This is a genomic window from Streptosporangium sp. NPDC000509, assembly GCF_042898365.1.
Classification (GTDB): Bacteria; Actinomycetota; Actinomycetes; order Streptosporangiales; family Streptosporangiaceae; genus Streptosporangium.
On record NZ_JBIAYX010000016.1, the window covers coordinates 268,591 to 286,426 of the forward strand.

At 67.3% G+C, this 17,836-nt stretch carries 12 protein-coding genes and 2 tRNA genes; 9 read left to right on the top strand and 5 right to left on the bottom strand.

The genetic code is table 11. The annotated features are described in order from the left end of the window. Positions 1 to 196: 196 nt before the first annotated feature. Positions 197 to 1,735 carry a choice-of-anchor I family protein gene (locus ACFY3D_RS28680; protein ID WP_389984828.1) on the top strand — a complete coding sequence of 513 codons (1,539 nt, stop codon included), beginning with the start codon at positions 197 to 199 and terminating at the stop codon, positions 1,733 to 1,735. Between the two features lie 94 nt (positions 1,736 to 1,829). Here the strand turns inward: ACFY3D_RS28680 and ACFY3D_RS28685 are convergent, their stop codons facing one another. The 3 genes from ACFY3D_RS28685 to ACFY3D_RS28695 form a co-directional block, all read right to left on the bottom strand. Next, entirely contained in the window at positions 1,830 to 3,503 is a 1,674-nt protein-coding gene (locus ACFY3D_RS28685) for a SpoIIE family protein phosphatase (protein ID WP_389984830.1), read from the bottom strand. Between the two features lie 44 nt (positions 3,504 to 3,547). Next, the gene (locus tag ACFY3D_RS28690; protein WP_389984833.1) at positions 3,548 to 5,134 is read right to left on the bottom strand and encodes a phytoene desaturase family protein; all 1,587 of its coding nucleotides are present in this window, start codon (positions 5,132 to 5,134) and stop codon (positions 3,548 to 3,550) included. Positions 5,135 to 5,238: 104 nt separating this feature from the next. Beyond that, complete coding sequence (locus ACFY3D_RS28695) at positions 5,239 to 5,856, bottom strand: TetR family transcriptional regulator (RefSeq protein WP_362514978.1); 618 nt, start codon at positions 5,854 to 5,856, stop codon at positions 5,239 to 5,241. Positions 5,857 to 5,942: 86 nt separating this feature from the next. Here ACFY3D_RS28695 and ACFY3D_RS28700 point away from each other — a divergent pair, with 86 nt between their 5' ends. Then, positions 5,943 to 7,223, top strand: a complete 1,281-nt coding sequence (locus ACFY3D_RS28700; protein ID WP_389984836.1) for an FAD-dependent oxidoreductase — start codon at positions 5,943 to 5,945, stop codon at positions 7,221 to 7,223. 526 nt (positions 7,224 to 7,749) lie between these two features. Here the strand turns inward: ACFY3D_RS28700 and ACFY3D_RS28705 are convergent. Then, positions 7,750 to 7,820, bottom strand: a tRNA-Gly gene (locus ACFY3D_RS28705). A gap of 88 nt (positions 7,821 to 7,908) precedes the next feature. Here ACFY3D_RS28705 and ACFY3D_RS28710 point away from each other — a divergent pair. Then, positions 7,909 to 7,982, top strand: a tRNA-Pro gene (locus ACFY3D_RS28710). A gap of 138 nt (positions 7,983 to 8,120) precedes the next feature. Here the strand turns inward: ACFY3D_RS28710 and ACFY3D_RS28715 are convergent. Beyond that, positions 8,121 to 8,630, bottom strand: a complete 510-nt coding sequence (locus tag ACFY3D_RS28715; RefSeq protein ID WP_350949519.1) for an ATP-binding protein — start codon at positions 8,628 to 8,630, stop codon at positions 8,121 to 8,123. A gap of 243 nt (positions 8,631 to 8,873) precedes the next feature. Here ACFY3D_RS28715 and ACFY3D_RS28720 point away from each other — a divergent pair, with 243 nt between their 5' ends. The 6 genes from ACFY3D_RS28720 to ACFY3D_RS28745 all read left to right on the top strand — a co-directional run bounded on the left by ACFY3D_RS28720 (position 8,874) and on the right by ACFY3D_RS28745 (position 17,491). Continuing rightward, positions 8,874 to 9,740: a helix-turn-helix transcriptional regulator gene (locus tag ACFY3D_RS28720; protein WP_350949520.1), complete on the top strand. Its 867-nt coding sequence runs from the start codon at positions 8,874 to 8,876 to the stop codon at positions 9,738 to 9,740. A 209-nt stretch (positions 9,741 to 9,949) separates the two neighbouring features. Next, a complete protein-coding gene (tig, locus tag ACFY3D_RS28725; protein WP_362900085.1) occupies positions 9,950 to 11,329 on the top strand; it encodes a trigger factor in 1,380 nt (459 codons plus the stop codon). Between the two features lie 465 nt (positions 11,330 to 11,794). After that, on the top strand, positions 11,795 to 12,439 hold the full coding sequence (locus ACFY3D_RS28730) for a ClpP family protease (protein WP_386206743.1): 645 nt from the start codon (positions 11,795 to 11,797) through the stop codon (positions 12,437 to 12,439). Positions 12,440 to 12,450: 11 nt separating this feature from the next. After that, entirely contained in the window at positions 12,451 to 13,095 is a 645-nt protein-coding gene (locus ACFY3D_RS28735; protein WP_350949522.1) for an ATP-dependent Clp protease proteolytic subunit, read from the top strand. Between the two features lie 192 nt (positions 13,096 to 13,287). Next, positions 13,288 to 14,568, top strand: a complete 1,281-nt coding sequence (gene clpX / locus ACFY3D_RS28740; protein ID WP_350949523.1) for an ATP-dependent Clp protease ATP-binding subunit ClpX — start codon at positions 13,288 to 13,290, stop codon at positions 14,566 to 14,568. A 337-nt stretch (positions 14,569 to 14,905) separates the two neighbouring features. Next, the gene (locus ACFY3D_RS28745; protein ID WP_389984839.1) at positions 14,906 to 17,491 is read left to right on the top strand and encodes a valine--tRNA ligase; all 2,586 of its coding nucleotides are present in this window, start codon (positions 14,906 to 14,908) and stop codon (positions 17,489 to 17,491) included. Positions 17,492 to 17,836: the final 345 nt, after the last annotated feature.

Here is a 17,836-nt window from a genome sequence, read left to right on the forward strand (position 1 = left end):
TGCCCTCCCGGGTCTCCTCCCGGCTCTCATCTTGACCGTAACCCCTGAACAGCCAGTAGTCATCGCGTCAACGGACATGACCGTCATGCCCGAGGTGCCCAAGGAATTCCGTAGGGTGCACACCTGACCGGGGACTTCATTCCACGGTCAGATCGACGTCAGCAGTAAGTCATGATATTTTGCGAAACTTCATCTCATGCGCACCATGACTTTCACCAGGGCGACCGCCGCGGCGGTCACCGGTCTGCTCCTCCTGCCCCTCTCCGCGGTTCCGGCCACCGCCGAATCCGGCCACCGGGGCATCACGCTGACCTTCCTCGGCCGTCACACCGCCGGAACCGCCGGGGCCTCGGAGATCACCGCGTACGACGCCTCCACCCGCAGGGTCTTCGTGGTGAACGCGCAGGCCGGTACCGTCGACGTGCTCGACATCCGCGACCCGCGCAAGCCGCGCAAGGTCGCCACCCTGGCCACCCCCGGAGCCAACAGCGTCGCGGTGCGCCGCGGCCTGGTCGCCGTGGCCCAGCAGGCCGCGGTCAAGACCGACCCGGGCACCGTCGCCTTCTTCGACGCCGCGAGCGGGAAGAAGCTCAGGCAGGTGACCGTGGGCGCGCTGCCCGACATGCTGACCTTCACTCCGGACGGGACCCGGGTGGTCGTGGCCAACGAGGGCGAGCCGTCCTCCTACTGCGAGGGCGAGGCGGCCGACCCCGAGGGTTCGGTGAGCGTCGTCGACCTGCACCGCTGGACGGTGCGGACCGCGGGGTTCGCGAAGTTCGACGCCGAGCGGCTGCGGGCCAGGGGAGTGCGGATCACCGGCCCCGGCGCCACCGCGGCCCAGGATCTGGAGCCGGAGTACGTCACCGTCGACGGCGACACCGCCTATGTGACCCTTCAGGAGAACAACGCGCTCGCGATCGTCGACCTGAACCGGGTCGTGGTTCGCGACGTCGTCCCGCTGGGGCTGAAGGACTGGTCGAAGAGCGGGTTCGACGCGTCGGACAGGGACGGGAAGATCGACATCAGGCCCCGGCCGGTGAAGGGCATGTACCAGCCCGACGCGATCGCGCACTTCCGCGACCGTGGGCGGACCTACCTGGTCACCGCCAACGAGGGCGACGGGCGCGAGTGGGGCTGCCACGCCGACGAGGTCAGGGTCAAGTCGCTGAACCTCGCGCTGCCCGACGCGGAGAACCTCAAGAAGGACACCGAGCTCGGCCGCCTGAACGTGGCCGTCGACTCGCCCAGGGACGCGAACGGCGCCTACACCGAACTGCACGCGTTCGGCGCCCGCTCGATCTCGGTCAGGTCCACCTCGGGAGAGCTCGTCTGGGACTCCGGCGACCAGTTGGAGCGGCTCGTCGCCAGGGAACTGCCCGGCGCCTTCAACGCCGACAACGAGGAGAACGACTCCTTCGACAGCCGCAGCGACAACAAGGGCCCCGAGCCCGAGGGGATCACGGTCGGTGAGGTGCGTGGCCGGACCTACGCCTTCGCCGGGCTGGAGCGGGTCGGCGGGATCGTCGCCTACGACCTGGGCGACCCGCGCGCCCCGCGTCTGGCCGGCTACGTCAACACCCGCGACTTCACCGGCTCGGTCGAGGACGGCACCGCCGGGGACGTCGGTCCCGAGGGCGTGCTGTTCATCCCCGCCTCCGACAGTCCCACCCGCCACCCGCTCCTGGTGGTCGGCAACGAGGTCAGCGGCACCACCGCCCTCTACGAGATCCGCTGAGGGCTCGCCGGGCCCCGTTCCGGCACCGCGAGGCCCCGTCCGTTGCAGGATCGTTCGATCGTGTCGCCGTCACCGGCGCCCGTGGTCAAGACGGCTATGGCAGCCTCTGCTCGATCCAGACGATCTTGCCCTTCGGGGTGAGGCGGGATCCCCAGCGGTGGGCGAGCCAGTTGATGAGGTGCAGGCCGCGGCCGGTGTCGCTGGTGGTGGACGCCTCCCGCATGACCGGCTCGGACACCGATCCGTCGGACACCTCGCAGACCAGGGTGGGCCCGCGCAGCAGACGCAGCTCGACCGCGCCCCGGCCGTGCTCGACCGCGTTGGCGACCAGCTCGCTCACCATGAGCTCGGTGTTGTCACTGAGCGAGGACAGTCCCCACTCGTCGAGCGTGGCCCGGACGAAACGGCGGGCCTGGGAGGCGGAGCGGGGGTCGGAGGGCAGTGACCTCTCCGCGAAGTCCTTCTCCGTCAGCTCCGACACCCTGGCGAGCAGGAGGGCGATGTCGTCCCGCTCGTGTCCGGGCCGCTGTGCCCTGATCGTGAGGTCGCAGACCTCCTCCAGGTCGTGGTCGGGGCCGGAGAGCAGACCGCGCAACGCGTTGATGCCCTCCTCGATGTCCCGGTTGCGGCTCTCCACCAGGCCGTCGGTGTAGAAGGCGAGCACGGTCCCGCCGGGAAGCGTGAACTCCCGCATCTCGGCGGGCTCGTTGCCGATGCCCAGGGGGAGCCCCGGCGGCAGCTCCAGCAGTTCGGTCTCGCCGTCGGGCTGTACCAGGATCGGCGGCACGTGTCCCGCACAGGCGATCGCGCACCGCCGCGTGACGGGATCGTAGGTGGCGTACACACACGTGGCGATCTGGCTGGCGTCCAGGTCCTGGCTCATCAGGTTGAGCCGGAACAGCACGTCGGCCGGGCTCAGGTCCAGGCTGGCCAGCGTGCGCGCGGCCGTGCGGAGCTGGCCCATGGTGGCGGCCGCCCTGATGCCGTGCCCCATCACGTCGCCGACGACGAGGGCGACCCGGCAGCCGGGCAGCGGGATCACGTCGTACCAGTCGCCGCCCACCCCGACCAGGTCGCTGGCCGGCAGGTAACGGGAGGCGATCGTCAGACCCAGAGGCTGGGAGAGGTCGACGGGCAGCAGGCTGCTCTGCAGGGTCAGCGCGGTGCGGCGCTCGCGGTTGTAGAGGCGCGCATTGTCGAGGCAGACCCCGGTCCTGGCCGCCAGTTCCTCGGCCAGGTTGACGTCCTGCTCGTCGAAGGGCTGGCTGGTGGGTCTGCGGGTGAAGATGACGAAGCCCAGCACCCGGCCACGCGCCTTCAGCGGCACCACCAGGAACGAACTGTCCTCCAGCACCTTCGACACCGAGTCGCGCTTCCAGAACCGCCCGATCTCCTCGGCGGTCCTGCGCCCCAGGCGCGGATAGAGGATCGGGTTGCCGGTCGCCATGCACCGGGCGTAGGGGGTCCAGGCCTCGTAGACGGCGACCTCGTCCACGGGAAACGCCCTGGCGTACTCGCCGGGAGAGGGATCGGCCACGCCGACTGCGATCCGCCGCACCAGCGCCGAGCCGTCGGTGGTCTCCTGGGGAAACTCTCCCTCGGTCACCAGCCGGTCCTGTACGAGGATGCCCGCCGCGTCCGCGAAGCGCGGCACGGCGACGTCCATCAACTCCCTGCCGGTCTCGAACACGTCCAGTGTGCTGCCGATGCGTTTGCTGGCGGCGTTGAGCAGGGACAGCTGCTCGTGCATGGACGCGGGACTGCCCATCCTGAACCCTGGCGTGGCCGGATTTTTTGTGACAAAACGGGACTTCACTCGCTCCACCGGGGTGCGGGAACCGGCGTCCACCAGGTTTCCAGTTCGAGGTCTTCTGCGATGGCGTTGGCGCCGTTGTATCCGGGGGCCGCGGAGACCGAGCCGCCCGGGTGACTGCTGGCGCCGCAGAGGTAGAGGCCGTCGACGGGGGTGCGATACTGGCCCATCTCGGGAATCGGGCGGTTGCCGCCCAGCTGGGACGGTTCGTAGGCCCCCACGTGATGACTGCCGCGCACCATGTTGACGCAGTGCCGCTCGATATCGAGTGGTGAGAAGACCCGTTTACCCAGGACGGCGCCCCCCGTGAGGTTGGGGGCGTATTCGGCCCACTCGGCGAGCAGCCGCTCCCCGACCTCCTCGCGCCGCAGGTCCCAGTTGGCCGGGTCACCGCCGAGGTCGTACGGGGCCCACGGCCACCAGAACGCCACGTGCTTGCCGGCGGGGGCGTACGAGGGATCGAACAGCGAGGGGCACGCGCCGTTGCCGGCCAGCCGCTCGGGCAGCTCCCCCCGGTGGATCTGGTCGAAGGTACGGCCGAGCTGCTCGCTGTCGTCGGCGCCGAGCACCACGAGGAAGGCCCGGTCCACGTCGGGCTCGAACTCGGCGGCCCGGTAGCGTGGCGCCTCGCCGAGCGCGAGGTGCAGGGTGACGAGGCTGTGCGCGGCCCACCTGTAGTCCTCGACCTTGGCGGTGATCTCCGCGCCGAAGTTCTCCGGACCGGCGAGCCGTACGGTCTGGGGGGCGTCCACCGCGCTGGCCACGAACCTGCGGGCGGTGAGCACGTCGCCGGTGGCGAGCCGCACCCCGGTGGCCCGCCCGTCGTCGACCAGGATCCGCTCGACGTGGGCGCCGGTCACCACGGTGCCGCCGTGCTCCTCGATGACGGCGCGCAGCGCGCTCGCGACGTTGGCCGCGCCTCCCACCGGCACCCCGAGCCTGGCGATGCGCGACAGCAGCCGGGGGAAGAAGCCGCCGGTGCCGGGAACGTTCTCGATGGAGATCGCGTGCAGGAAGGACTTGAACAGCACCCTGACCTGGTCGCTCTCGAAGTTTCTGTCGACGGCCTCGTACAGCGAGAGCGGCATGTAGCTCATCATGTCGCGTCCCAGGTCGCCCTTGATCCGCTCGGCGAGCACCGGCGGCGGCAGTGGCCTGGAGTACAGGAAGCCGTTCATCAGCCCTCTGGCCGCCTCGGCGTAGCGCTCGTACAACTCCAGCCAGCGCGCGGCGTCGGCCGTGGAGAAACGGGCGAAGGACTCGGCGGTGCGCTTGGGGTCGGTGTAGACCGTGATCGCCCGGCCGTCCCTGAAGACCGTGGCGTGCTGGGTCTCGGGGTAGATGTAGCGCAGGCCGTAGCGCTGAAGCTCCAGGTCCGCGGGGACCGGGCCCTCCTCCAGGAAGTGGTAGCTGCTGTGAGTGTTGTGCCGGAATCCCGGGAGGGTGAGCTCCTGGGTGCTGCAACCGCCACCCGCGACGTCGTTGCGCTCGACGACCGCGACCGACAACCCCGCCTTCGCGAGGTAGGCGGCGCACGTGAGGCCGTTGTGACCTCCGCCCACGATGACGCCGTCGAACTCCGACACTTTCCCTCCAGGGGCAGTCTGACTTCTGGTTATGGAGGATTGTAAAGAATGATCTACATGCGAACCTCGTGTTTAACAGAGATTCATAGATATTTCCATACGAACTAGGACTTGTCGGTGTTGAGGTGGCGGAGCAGGCGTGCCAGTTGCTCCCCGTAGCGCTCCCCGAACTCCTCCGACGCCGGATCGTCCCCGCAGATCGCGCGGACCAGCTGGGGGAATATCGCTCCGGCGTCGGCCGCGGCGAAGAGCATCAGGAGCAGGTACGCGGGGTCCAGGTCGGCGGGGAACTCCCCCTCCGCCTGCCGCCTGCGCAGGTCCTCGACGTTGTCCCGCATGTCCCTGAGCAGCGCGGAGTCCTCCTCGCCGTCGTCCTGCAGTCCACCCCAGATGAGGATCCTGGCGAGGTCGCGGTCACGCACGGTCGCGGTGACGTAGCCGCGTACCAGTTCGGGCAGCGTCGGCGGCGGCGACGTCCCGGCGAAGGTGCTCTCCTTGCCCTGCCAATCCGCCGTGAGCGCCTTGAGTAACCCTTCCTTCCCGCCGAAATAGTAAGAGATGAGCTGTTTGTTCACTCCGGCTCTGGCGGCTATCTCACTCACCCTCGTTCCGGCGAATCCCTTGGCGGAGAACTCGGCCTTGGCCGCCTCGACGATGCGCCTCTTGGTGCGCTCGGGATCACGCCTGCGCTCCACGGGGGCGCGGCGAGAGGGCTTGTCCATGCCTCACGGTAACACCGGCCAACCATCGGGATGAATCTATCAACCTTTTGGTTGATAGATTCATCCCGATGGTTGATAGTGATGCCATGGCGAACATGAGAGTCGCCGTCGTCGGAGGCGGGATCGGCGGTCTCTGCCTGGCGCAGGGGCTGCACGGCGCGGGGATCGACGTGACGGTCTACGAGCGCGACCGCACCCCTTCCGACCGGCTCCAGGGCTACCGCGTCCACATCGACCCCGACGGCTCCCGGGCCCTGCGCGACTGCCTGCCCCCCGAACTGTGGGAGGCGTTCCTGGCCACCTCCGGTCGCGGTGCACAGGACTTCCGCTTTCTCAGCCACCGGATGAGACCGCTGCTGACCCTGGAAAGTCCGTCCGTGACCGATCCGGTGGACGCCCACCACTCGGTCAGCAGGATCACCCTGCGGCAGATCCTGCTCTCCGGCCTCGAAGGGCCCAGCGGTGTCGTCCGGTTCGGCAAGACCTTCGAGAGCTACACCCGTGACCCCGAAGGCACCGTCACCCTGCGCTTCGCCGACGGCACCGCCGAGACCGCCGACATCGTGATCGCCGCCGACGGCGGAAACTCCCGCGTCAGACGCCAGTACCTGCCGCACGCCCGCCGCGTCGACACCGGCATCGTCACGATCGCGGGCAAGTTCCCGCTCACCGCCGCCACGCGCCCTCTGATCGACCCGGGCCTGTACGAGGCCATCAACATGGTCATTCCACCGAGGGGCCTCGGCATGTTCGCCGCGCCGCACGATCTCGCGGGCGCCGGGAACGCCGGAAGTACGGTCCTGCCGCCGGGGATCGGCAGGACCGAACGGGAGGGTGCCCTGTTCGACAACACCGGCGGCTACGTCATGTGGGCCTTCGGCGCCGCGACCGGTCGCTTCCCCCACGACCTCGCCACGATGGACGGTGAGCGGCTGAGGGACATCGTGACCCGGATGACCGAGGGCTGGCACCCGGACCTCCGCACACTGGTCACCGCCTCCGACCCCGACACCGTCTCGCTGCTGCCGATCCGCACCTCGGTGCCGATCGGCCCCTGGCCCGCCACGAACATCACCCTGCTCGGAGACGCGATCCACAGCATGACCCCGATGCGGGGGATCGGCGCCAACATCGCCTTACGCGACGCCCGGTCGCTTCGCGACGCTCTCACCGGTGGCGGCGACCCCGTCGCGGCCATCGCCGTCTACGAGGCGAGGATGCGCGAGTACGGCTTCGCCGCCGTGCGCGACTCCCTCAAGGCGGCCCATCGGTTCGTGGACGAGAACCCGGTAACCCGGGCCGGCCTGAGGACCTTCCTGCGCGCCGCCGGGCACCTCACGGCCCTGAGACGCAAAGCCTCCCTGTGAGATCTGGTGCCTTACCCGTCACGTCGGACTCAGACCTTCGACCATGTCGCGGGCTGGTCGGCGGACGGTCTCCATTCCTCCGGAGATCATTCCCGTTCTGCGAGCACACTTCGACGAGTTCGCGGAGCCGGGGGAGGGCGGCCTTGTCTTCGTCGGTCCCAAGGGGGCGCTCCCGCTCCCGTGGGATCTGGAGGAAGGTACAGACCGAGGTGGGTCTTCCGGCGTTCCACTTCCATGATCCCCGGCGCGTCGGTAACACCTTGGCATCGGACAGCGGGGGGAGCCCCGAAGAGCCTGATGACCGGAATGGGACACTCCTCCACTCGGGCGGCGCTCGTCTACCAGCACGCGAGCAAGGACCTGACCAGGCCATCGCTCGGGCGCCGGGGAAGGAATTCAAGAAAGCCCGCGAAAACGGGTCCAGAAAACCATCGGGCACGCAGCGGGCACGGAAGTTCCTGAAGTTTTGGCGAAACGTGAAAGGCCAGGTCGCCGCGTATGGGCTGACCTGGCCTTTCATCATCTGAGCGGACGACGGGAATCGAACCCGCGTAGCCAGTTTGGAAGACTGGGGCTCTACCATTGAGCTACGTCCGCGCGAGCCGGCGTCAGTCTGGTCTAGACTTCATCCGTTCGTCAGGGCGTAAGCGTACCGGAGTTCCGGAGCGTGCGCGCACTCGACCTACGGGGTGTGGCGCAGTTTGGTAGCGCACCTGCTTTGGGAGCAGGGGGCCGCAGGTTCAAATCCTGTCACCCCGACACGTGCCGGGCATCGGTTTCGACCGGTGCCCGGTTCTTCGTTCCGGAGGGCGAGTGGCTCTTCGCGGCGCGCGTGGGACGGGCGGGCCAAGGGTGCCCGCAGAGAAACGCGGAAATGATCCCGCTGTGGGGAGAATGTCAGGAGTGAGGGCTGAAGAAGGCCCAGACGGCCTTGCCGCCGCAGTTGAGGTGATCCCAGCCCCAGCCCTGGCTGTAGGTCTCCACGATGTAGAGGCCCCGGCCGTTCTCCGAGACGAAGTCGGGCTCCTTGGGCGTCGGCACCTCGTTGCTCGGGTCCGTCACGGCCAGGAGCACGTGGGGAGAGAGGTGCACCAGGACGAGCGTGATCGGGTTGATCTCGGTCCGGCCGGGCGGGCACAGCGCGTAACGGACCGCGTTGGTGACGAGTTCCGAAACCACTAGCGCTGCGTCATCGCTGAGTTCCGCCAGCCCCCAGTCGTGGAATGTGGAACGTGTCACGTCCCTGGCGGTCTTCACCGAGTCGGCCTGATTGGGCAGGGGACACGCGGTGGCGCCGGAGTGGTTGGCCTCCAGTAGCTCGTCAAAGCCCACCTGGCGGGTCGCCTGCAGGTAGTCGGCAGCCGATTTTGGCTCCTCCACCATCCTGCCGGTACCTCCCGCTGTCATCGTGAGTCTCCGTACTACTTGAGAGTTTTCAGAGCTTGTGCACCATAAGCCCAATATGCACTAGGCCATCATGGGTCACCGACACGTCCGCTGCAAGACCCAAATGCACGTGCAGTTGCAATGTGCAGCCGCATGGGCGGTTAGGACGTCGACTTGGCGAATTGGGCAGGGAGTTGAGACCTTGTCATAGCGGCCGGAAGTAGTGACACTGTGTGCGCTGGCCCAAGTACAGAGGGAGGCGAAGTGACGCAGGTTCAACCGGGATCGGGTCCCACAGCTCTGCGTATCCTTTTAGGCTCCCAACTGCGTCGCCTGCGTGAGGCCAAGGGGCTGTCGCGCGAGGAGGCGGGCCATCTGATCCGCGGATCCGAGTCCAAGATCAGCAGGATGGAACTCGGCAGGGTCGGCCTGAGGGAACGCGACGTGGCGGACCTGCTCACCTTCTACGGGGTGGAGGACGAGCAAGCCCGGTCGGCGGTGATGGATCTGCTGCTCAGAGCCAACGAGCCCGGCTGGTGGCACAGGTTCAACGACCTGCTGCCCTCATGGTTCCAGACGTACGTCGGCCTTGAGGAGGCGGCCTCCCGGATCCGTACCTACGAGGTGCAGTTCGTGCCGGGCCTGCTGCAGACGAAGGAGTACGCCAGGGCGGTCATCACCGCGGGGAGCGCCGGCATCGCGCCCGAGGAGATCGCCCGCCGCATCGATCTGCGCATGCAACGCCAGCAGGTGCTCGGCCGACCCGACGGCCCCTTCTTCTGGGCCGTGATCGACGAGGCCGCCCTGCGGCGTCCGATCGGCGGCGCGGACGTCATGCGGGCCCAGCTGGAGCATCTGCTCGACCTCATGCGGCAGCCGAACATCACGATCCAGGTCATGCCCTTCAGCTTCGGAGGTCACAGCGCGGAGGGCGGCGCCTTCAGCGTGCTCCGCTTCAACGACAGCGAACTCCCCGACGTCGTCTACGTCGAACAGCTGGCCAGCGCCCTTTACCTGGACAAGCGTGAGGACGTCGACCGCTACAGCGAGGTCATGGAGCGGTTGTGCGCGGTCAGCACCACGCCCGGCGAGACGAACGACATCCTGCGGCGGATCATCAAGGAGGACTGAGCGGCCATTGGTCGCTCCCTGGTGCCGCTCTGCCCTAGACTGGCCAGCGGCGCTGAACACCCGCCGCTGTGGAGCATGCCCTAATCTCGCGTGTCTCGACGGCTGTGCCAGGTGCCGCTCATGTGGGCGCGGCGCGCGAGCTTGCCGCGGTAGCCGTTAAGTCCTGACGCGCCCGCGATCACTCGAAGCTTGATCAAGGAGACGACCCCGTGAAGACCGCTGTGGAGGAGCTCAGCCCGACCCGGGTAAGGCTTACCGTCGAGGTGCCGTTCGAGGAGCTCGGCGAGAGCCTGCAGGCGGCGTACAAGAAGGTCGCGCAGCAGGTGCGCGTCCCCGGGTTCCGCCCCGGCAAGGTTCCGGCTCGCATCATCGAGCAGCGGTTCGGCCGCGCCGTGGTGCTGGAGGAGACCCTCAACGACGCGGTGCCCAAGCTGTACGGCCAGGCCGTCGACGAGAGCGACATCTTCCCGGTCAGCCAGCCGGAGATCGAGGTCACCAAGATCGAGGACGGCCAGCAGGTCGAGTTCACCGCCGAGGTGGATGTTCGTCCCGGCTTCGAGGTCCCCGACTACCAGGGCATCGAGGTGACCGTCCCGGTCTCCGAGGTCTCCGAGAAGGACATCGAGGAGCAGCTGAACGGCCTGCGTCAGCGTTTCGCCACGCTGACCGGCGTCGAGCGCCCCGCGGCCTCCGGTGACTTCGTCGTCATGGACCTGGCCGCCGCGATCGACGGCGTCAACATCGAGGAGCAGCAGGCCAACGACGTCTCCTACGAGGTCGGCGCCGGCTCGGTGCTGCAGGGGCTGGACGACGCACTGGTCGGCCTGTCCGCGGGTGAGACCAAGGAGTTCACGACCAACCTGGTCGGCGGCGAGAACGCCGGCGAGGAGGCAGTGGTCACCATCACCGTCAAGAGCGTCAAGGAGAAGGTCCTCCCCGAGCTCGACGACGAGTTCGCCCAGCTCGCCAGTGAGTTCGACACTCTCGACGAGCTCAAGGCGAGCATCAGCGAGACGGCCCGCCGCAACAAGCTGATCGACCAGGTCGTCCAGGCTCGCGAGAACGCCCTCGCCGCCCTGCTCGACAAGATCGACATTCCGCTGCCCGAGAGCGCGCTCAAGGCCGAGGTCGACAACCGCAAGCACAACCTTGAGCACCAGATCGCCGAGAGTGGCCTGAGCAGGGAGGCATACTTCCGCCTCTACCAGACCACCGAGGAGGAGCGCTTCGCGGAGTTCGACGAGAGCGCCGCCAAGGCGCTCAAGACGGGCTTCGTCCTCGACAAGATCGTCAAGAGCGAGGACCTCGGTGTCAGCGAGCAGGAGCTGACCAACTTCGTGGTGCGCCGCGCCATGCAGATGAACGTCGCGCCCAACACGCTGGCCCAGCACCTGGCCGACAACGACCAGCTCACGCTGGCCATGGTCGAGATCGTCCGCGACAAGGCCAAGAGCGTCATCGGCGACGCCGCCAAGGTGACCGACGAGGCCGGCAACGAGGTCGACCTCAAGGCCATCTACACCGAGATCAACGGTGAGGAGGTCTCCGAGGAGGCCGACGACACCGAGGTCGAGACCGCCGCCAAGTAGTCTTCGGCCGAGCGGGAGACCGGATTCGTCCGCTGCCTCCGCCGCCCGACGCCCCCGCCGCGCTCCGCGCGGCGGGGGCGTCTTCGTCCCCGGGTGAGGGTGCGCGTGCCGCAGGGCGACGCCTGGAGGTCTCCGGAATCTCCCCGGCCCCACTGCTCCGCCCCAGAGCTTCGAGGGCTCCTGGGCCCTCTGAGAGCCGTTGAGGGATCTCGTGGCCCCAGCCTGTCGCGCGCCTTCCTTCGCATGCCCACCTTCGCCTCTCCGGCGAGCGGCGACACGCCGGGGAGGCTCCGGCCTCTCAGCCCTCGCAGGGAGGCACAACAGGGGAGCCGCGGACGTGGTGGGGAGGCGGCGGGCAGCATGCGCCGTCAGCGAACAGTGCGTTGAGGAGGCATGTCCGGTAGGTGGCGCGCGTTAAGGTCACAAGCAAAGCCAATCGATTACGACGCATCGGAAGGTGACGCTGTGACCAGCCCGCCGACCTTCTACCAGCCGACCGGCTCCGGGCCCGAGTCGATGAGCCAGCCAACCGGCTCGTTCAGGCTCGAAGACCAGCTCTACCAGCGGCTGCTGCGTGAGCGCATCATCGTGCTGGGCACCCAGGTCAACGACGAGATCGCCAACCGGATCTGCGCCGAGCTGCTCCTGCTCGCCGCGGACGACTCAGAGCGCGATATCTGGCTCTACATCAACTCGCCAGGCGGTTCCGTGACCGCTGGTATGGCGATTTACGACATGATGGAATATGTGCCTAACGATGTGTGCACGGTCGCGATGGGTCTGGCCGCCTCCATGGGCCAGTTCCTTCTGTGCGCCGGCGAGCGGGGCAAGCGATACGCCCTGCCGCACGCCCGCATCATGATGCACCAGCCTTCCGGCGGCATCGGCGGCACCGCCGCCGACATCGCCATCCAGGCGGAGCAGATGCTCTACGTCAAGAAGACCCTCGCCGAGCGCATCGCGTTCCACACCGGCCAGAATCTCGAGCAGATCGAGGCCGACTCCGACCGCGACCGCTGGTTCACGGCCGAGGAGGCCAAGGACTACGGCTTCATCGACCAGGTCGTGCGCAGCGCTCGGCAGGTGCCCTCCACGGGCGCCGTCTCCTGAAGGGGCACAAGGTGAGTGAGTTGATCCGGCCGGGAGACATCAACGGCCGCTACGTTCTTCCGTCCTTCACCGAGCGCACGTCCTACGGCATGCGGGAGATGAACCCGTACGCCAAGCTCTTCGAGGACCGCATCATCTTCCTCGGCGTGCAGGTGGACGACGCGTCAGCCAACGACGTCATGGCGCAGTTGCTGACCCTGGAGTCACTTGACCCCGACCGCGACATCAGCATCTACATCAACTCGCCGGGCGGTTCGTTCACCGCCATGACGGCGATCTACGACACGATGCAGTTCGTCCGGCCGGAGATCCAGACGGTCTGCCTGGGCCAGGCGGCCTCGGCGGCGGCGGTCCTGCTGGCCGGCGGCACGCCGGGCAAGCGCTTCGCCCTGCCGAACGCCCGCATGCTGATCCACCAGCCGTCCACCGAGGGCGGCGGCCAGGGAAGCGACATCGAGATCCAGGCGCGCGAGATCCTCAGGATGCGCTCGCAGATGGAGATGATCATCGCTCAGCACTCGGGCAGGGCGCCGGAGGCGGTCCGCAAGGACATCGAGCGGGACAAGATCCTCGACGCCGTCGAGGCGAAGGAGTACGGGCTGATCGACGACATCATCCCGTCCCGCAAGAAACTCGCGAAGGCCGTAGCCTCCTAACGAGGCATATCGCACCGGAACCGTGCCGAATCAGGCACGTTCCGGTGCGACTCGCCGCTAGGGGGCTCACTGAGGGCTCAGAAGACGGTAACGTCGAAACCTAAGCGGGATGACTTTTCGATCGGGTATCGGGCCGGTCGGAAGAAACGGACCGCGGTAGCCAGGGCGGTCCCACGCAAAGGAGTATCTGGGGTGGCACGCATCGGCGACGGGGGAGACCTGCTGAAGTGCTCTTTCTGTGGAAAGAGTCAGAAGCAAGTCAAGAAGCTCATCGCCGGACCCGGCGTATACATCTGCGACGAGTGCATCGACCTCTGCAACGAGATCATCGAGGAGGAGCTCAGCGAGTCCTCTGAGCTCAAGTGGGACAGCCTTCCCAAGCCGAGGGAGATCTACGAATTCCTCGACGCCTACGTCATCGGTCAGGACCAGGCGAAGAAGGCTCTCTCCGTGGCGGTCTACAACCACTACAAGCGGGTGCAGTCCGGCGAGCGCGGGCGTGACGACGGCATTGAGCTGTCCAAGTCCAACATCCTGCTCCTGGGCCCCACCGGTTCCGGCAAGACACTGCTCGCCCAGACGTTGGCGAAGATGCTGAACGTTCCGTTCGCCATCGCCGACGCCACCGCCCTGACGGAGGCGGGCTACGTGGGCGAGGACGTCGAGAACATACTGCTCAAGCTGATCCAGGCCGCCGACTACGACGTCAAGAAGGCCGAGACCGGCATCATCTACATCGACGAGGTCGACAAGATCGCTCGTAAGAGCGAAAATCCGTCGATCACCAGGGACGTCTCCGGCGAGGGCGTGCAGCAGGCCCTGCTGAAGATCCTGGAGGGCACGACCGCGAGCGTGCCGCCACAGGGCGGACGTAAGCATCCGCACCAGGAGTTCATCCAGATCGACACCACCAACGTGCTGTTCATCTGTGGTGGGGCCTTCGCCGGTCTCGAAAAGATCATCGAGTCCCGGGTCGGCCGCAAGGGGATCGGTTTCAACGCGATCATCCGCTCCAAGGAGGACATCGACAGCGCCGACATCTTCGAGAACGTCATGCCCGAGGACCTGCTGAAGTTCGGCATGATCCCCGAGTTCGTCGGCCGCCTTCCGGTGATCACGAGTGTCCACAACCTCGACCGTGAGGCGCTCATCCAGATCCTCACCGAGCCGCGTAACGCCCTCGTCAAGCAGTACCGTCGGCTGTTCGAGCTGGACAACGTCGAGCTCGAATTCACCGACGACGCGCTGGAGGCCATCGCCGATCAGGCGATCCTCCGAGGCACCGGCGCCCGCGGCCTGCGGGCGATCCTGGAGGAGGTTCTCCTCTCGGTGATGTACGAGGTGCCCTCGCGGCAGGACGTGGCGCGAGTGGTGATCACCCGCGAGTCGGTTCTGGAGCACGTCAATCCCACGCTCGTCCCGCGCGACCAGCTCAACAAGCAGCAGCGGCCGCCGCGGGAGAAGTCGGCGTAGAAGTCCGCGCGAGCCGCTCCAGGCTCGCACGAGTGGTGCCCCCCGTGGATTCTCCCGCGGGGGGCACCGCCTGTTTCCGGCTGACCGACTCCCGCGACGTATCCGGCTGAGGCCGCCGATGTCCCTCTCCGCCCCTGCTTCGTATCCGCGGGTATCCGCCGATCCTGGTCACCTGTTCGCCGGAGCCCGCGGGTGCCTGCTTCGTATCCGCCGGTGTCCGCTCGGTGTTCGTCGGCCTGCAACGGGGAGGGGAGCATCTCGTTCGCCGGAAGAAGTCACAGGAGAAGCGATCCATAGGACGGTCCGTGGGACGGGGGACACGCGGACATCCCTAGACTTGGGCATCGTGACGACGCCAGAGCTGCCCACCCAGTACGCACCCGCCGACGTGGAGACCCGGAGCTACGAGCGCTGGGTATCGGAGGGACACTTCACCGCCGACCCGAGCAGCGAGCGCGAGCCGTACAGCATCGTCCTGCCTCCGCCGAACGTGACCGGTGTCCTGCACATCGGCCACGCCCTCGACCACTCCATCCAGGACGCGCTGACCCGCCGCGCTCGCATGCGCGGCCAGGAGACGCTCTGGCTGCCCGGCATGGACCACGCGGGCATCGCGACCCAGAACGTCGTCGAGCGCGAGATCGCAAAGAACGGTCTGTCCCGGCACGACCTCGGCCGTGAGGCGTTCGTCGAGCGCGTCTGGCAGTGGAAGGAGGAGTCCGGTGGCCGGATCCTCGGCCAGATGAAGAAGCTCGGCGACGGTGTCGACTGGTCGCGCGAGCGCTTCACCATGGACCCCGGTCTCTCCCGCGCAGTGCAGACGATCTTCAAGAAGCTTTTCGACGACGGGCTCATCTACCGTGCCGAGCGCATCATCAACTGGTGCCCGCGCTGCCTGACCGCGCTGTCGGACATCGAGGTCGAGCACAGCGAGGACGAGGGCGAGCTCGTCTCGATCCGCTACGGCGACGGCGACGACTCCATCGTGGTCGCCACCACCCGGGCCGAGACGATGCTCGGCGACACCGCTGTGGCGGTGCACCCCTCCGACGAGCGCTACGCGCACCTGATCGGCCGCGAGGTGGAGCTGCCGCTCACCGGTCGCCGCATCCCGATCGTCGCCGACGAGCACGTCGACCCGGCCTTCGGTACGGGAGCGGTCAAGGTCACCCCGGCGCACGACCCAAATGACTTCGAGATCGGGCGACGTCACTCGCTGCCGTCCTTGGCGGTCATGGACGAGCGCGGGGTGGTCACCGCACACGGCCCGTTCCAGGGGCTCGATCGCTTCGAGGCCAGGCCCGCGGTGGTGGCCGCGCTCCGCGCGGATGGAAGGATCGTCGCGGAGAAGCGCCCCTACCTCCACTCGGTCGGGCACTGCTCGCGCTGCAAGACCGTGATCGAGCCCCGGCTCTCGCTCCAGTGGTTCGTCAACGTCTCGCCCCTGGCCAAGGCGGCCGGCGACGCGGTCCGTGACGGCCGGACGAAGATCCACCCGCCGGAGCTGGCCAAGCGCTACTTCGACTGGGTCGACGACATGCACGACTGGTGCATCTCCCGGCAGTTGTGGTGGGGGCACCGCATCCCGGTCTGGTACGGCCCGGACGGCGAGGTCGTCTGTGTCGGCCCTGACGAGCAGGCGCCCGAGGGTTATGTCCAGGACCCCGATGTCCTCGACACCTGGTTCTCCTCGGGGCTCTGGCCGTTCTCCACTCTCGGCTGGCCGGACAAGACGCCGGAACTGGCGAAGTTCTACCCGACCTCTGTCCTGGTGACCGGCTACGACATCCTGTTCTTCTGGGTGGCCCGGATGATGATGTTCGGCATCTACGCCATGGACGGCGAGCCGCCGTTCCGGACCGTGGCGCTGCACGGCATGGTCCGTGACCAGTACGGAAAGAAGATGTCGAAGTCGTTCGGCAACGTCGTCGACCCGCTTGACTGGGTCGAGCGCTTCGGTGCCGACGCCACCCGCTTCACGCTGCTGCGCGGTGCCAACCCCGGCTCCGACGTGGCGATCAGCGAGGAATGGGCCGGGGGTTCGCGCAACTTCTGCAACAAGATCTGGAACGCCACCCGCTTCGCGTTGATGAACGGCGCCGTGACGGGTGAGCTCCCGATCGAGAAGCTGACGGCCGCCGACCGCTGGATCCTTTCCAGGCTCCAGGAGGTCGTCGCGTCGGTGGACACCGCGTTCGAAAACTTCGAGTTCGCCAAGATCTCAGACCTGCTGTACCACTTCGCGTGGGACGAGGTCTGTGACTGGTACGTGGAGCTCGCCAAGATCCAGATCGCTTCCGGCCAGGAGCACACCCGGCTCGTGCTGGGTCATGTCTTCGACGCGCTGCTCCGGTTGCTCCACCCTCTGGTGCCGTTCGTCACCGAGGAACTGTGGCGTGCGGTCACCGGGCGTGAGTCGATCGTCGTCGCACCCTGGCCGACGGTTCAGGACTCGTTGCGCGACCCCTCGGCGGAGGAAGAGATCCTCGCCGTGCAGGGATTGATCACCGAGGTGCGCAGATTCCGTTCCGACCAGGGGCTCAAGCCTGGTCAAAGGGTCGCTGCGAGGCTCTCTCTCGCGGGTACGGCACTCGTGCCTCACGAAGGGGCGATCAGGTCTCTGCTCCGGCTCGACCAGCCGTCCGAGTCGTTCGCCGCGACCGCCAGTCTCGATGTGGCCGGAATCGCCGTGGAAATCGATACGGCGGGGACGATCGACGTGGCCGCCGAGCGTAAGCGGCTGGAGAAGGACCTCGCGGCAGCGCGCAAGGAGGCCGCCCAGGTCGCCGCCAAGCTCGGCAACGAGCAGTTCATGGCCAAGGCACCCGACGACGTGGTGACCAAGGTGCGCTCCCGTGCCGCGCAGGCGGATCAGGACATCGAACGATTGCTCGCCCAGCTGGCGGCGCTTCCGGCCGGCTGACCGGCCGAGGGGAGTTCGTGGCAGGGACTCGGGTCGACCTGGTGATCGGGAACTCGACCTGATGAGTGTCCAGGACAGGCAGCTGTCTTGACGAGAACCCGGGGTCTCTTGACCCCGGGTTCTCGTGTTTGAGAGTTGGTGTCCCAGGGAAGACCTAGTTCTTACCGGAAAGTTGGTCATCGCAGCCCTAGGAGGCTGCTAGAGTTCTTCATGCAGGGCAGCGTCCTGCACTCCCCTCTGAAAATCTCGACAAACCGGATGTGTCCGAGTGATTGGACAACGATCGGATGTTGGAGTAAGTTAGAGGGGTTGCCCTGGAAACGGGGTGGTCGCAATCCTAGCGGG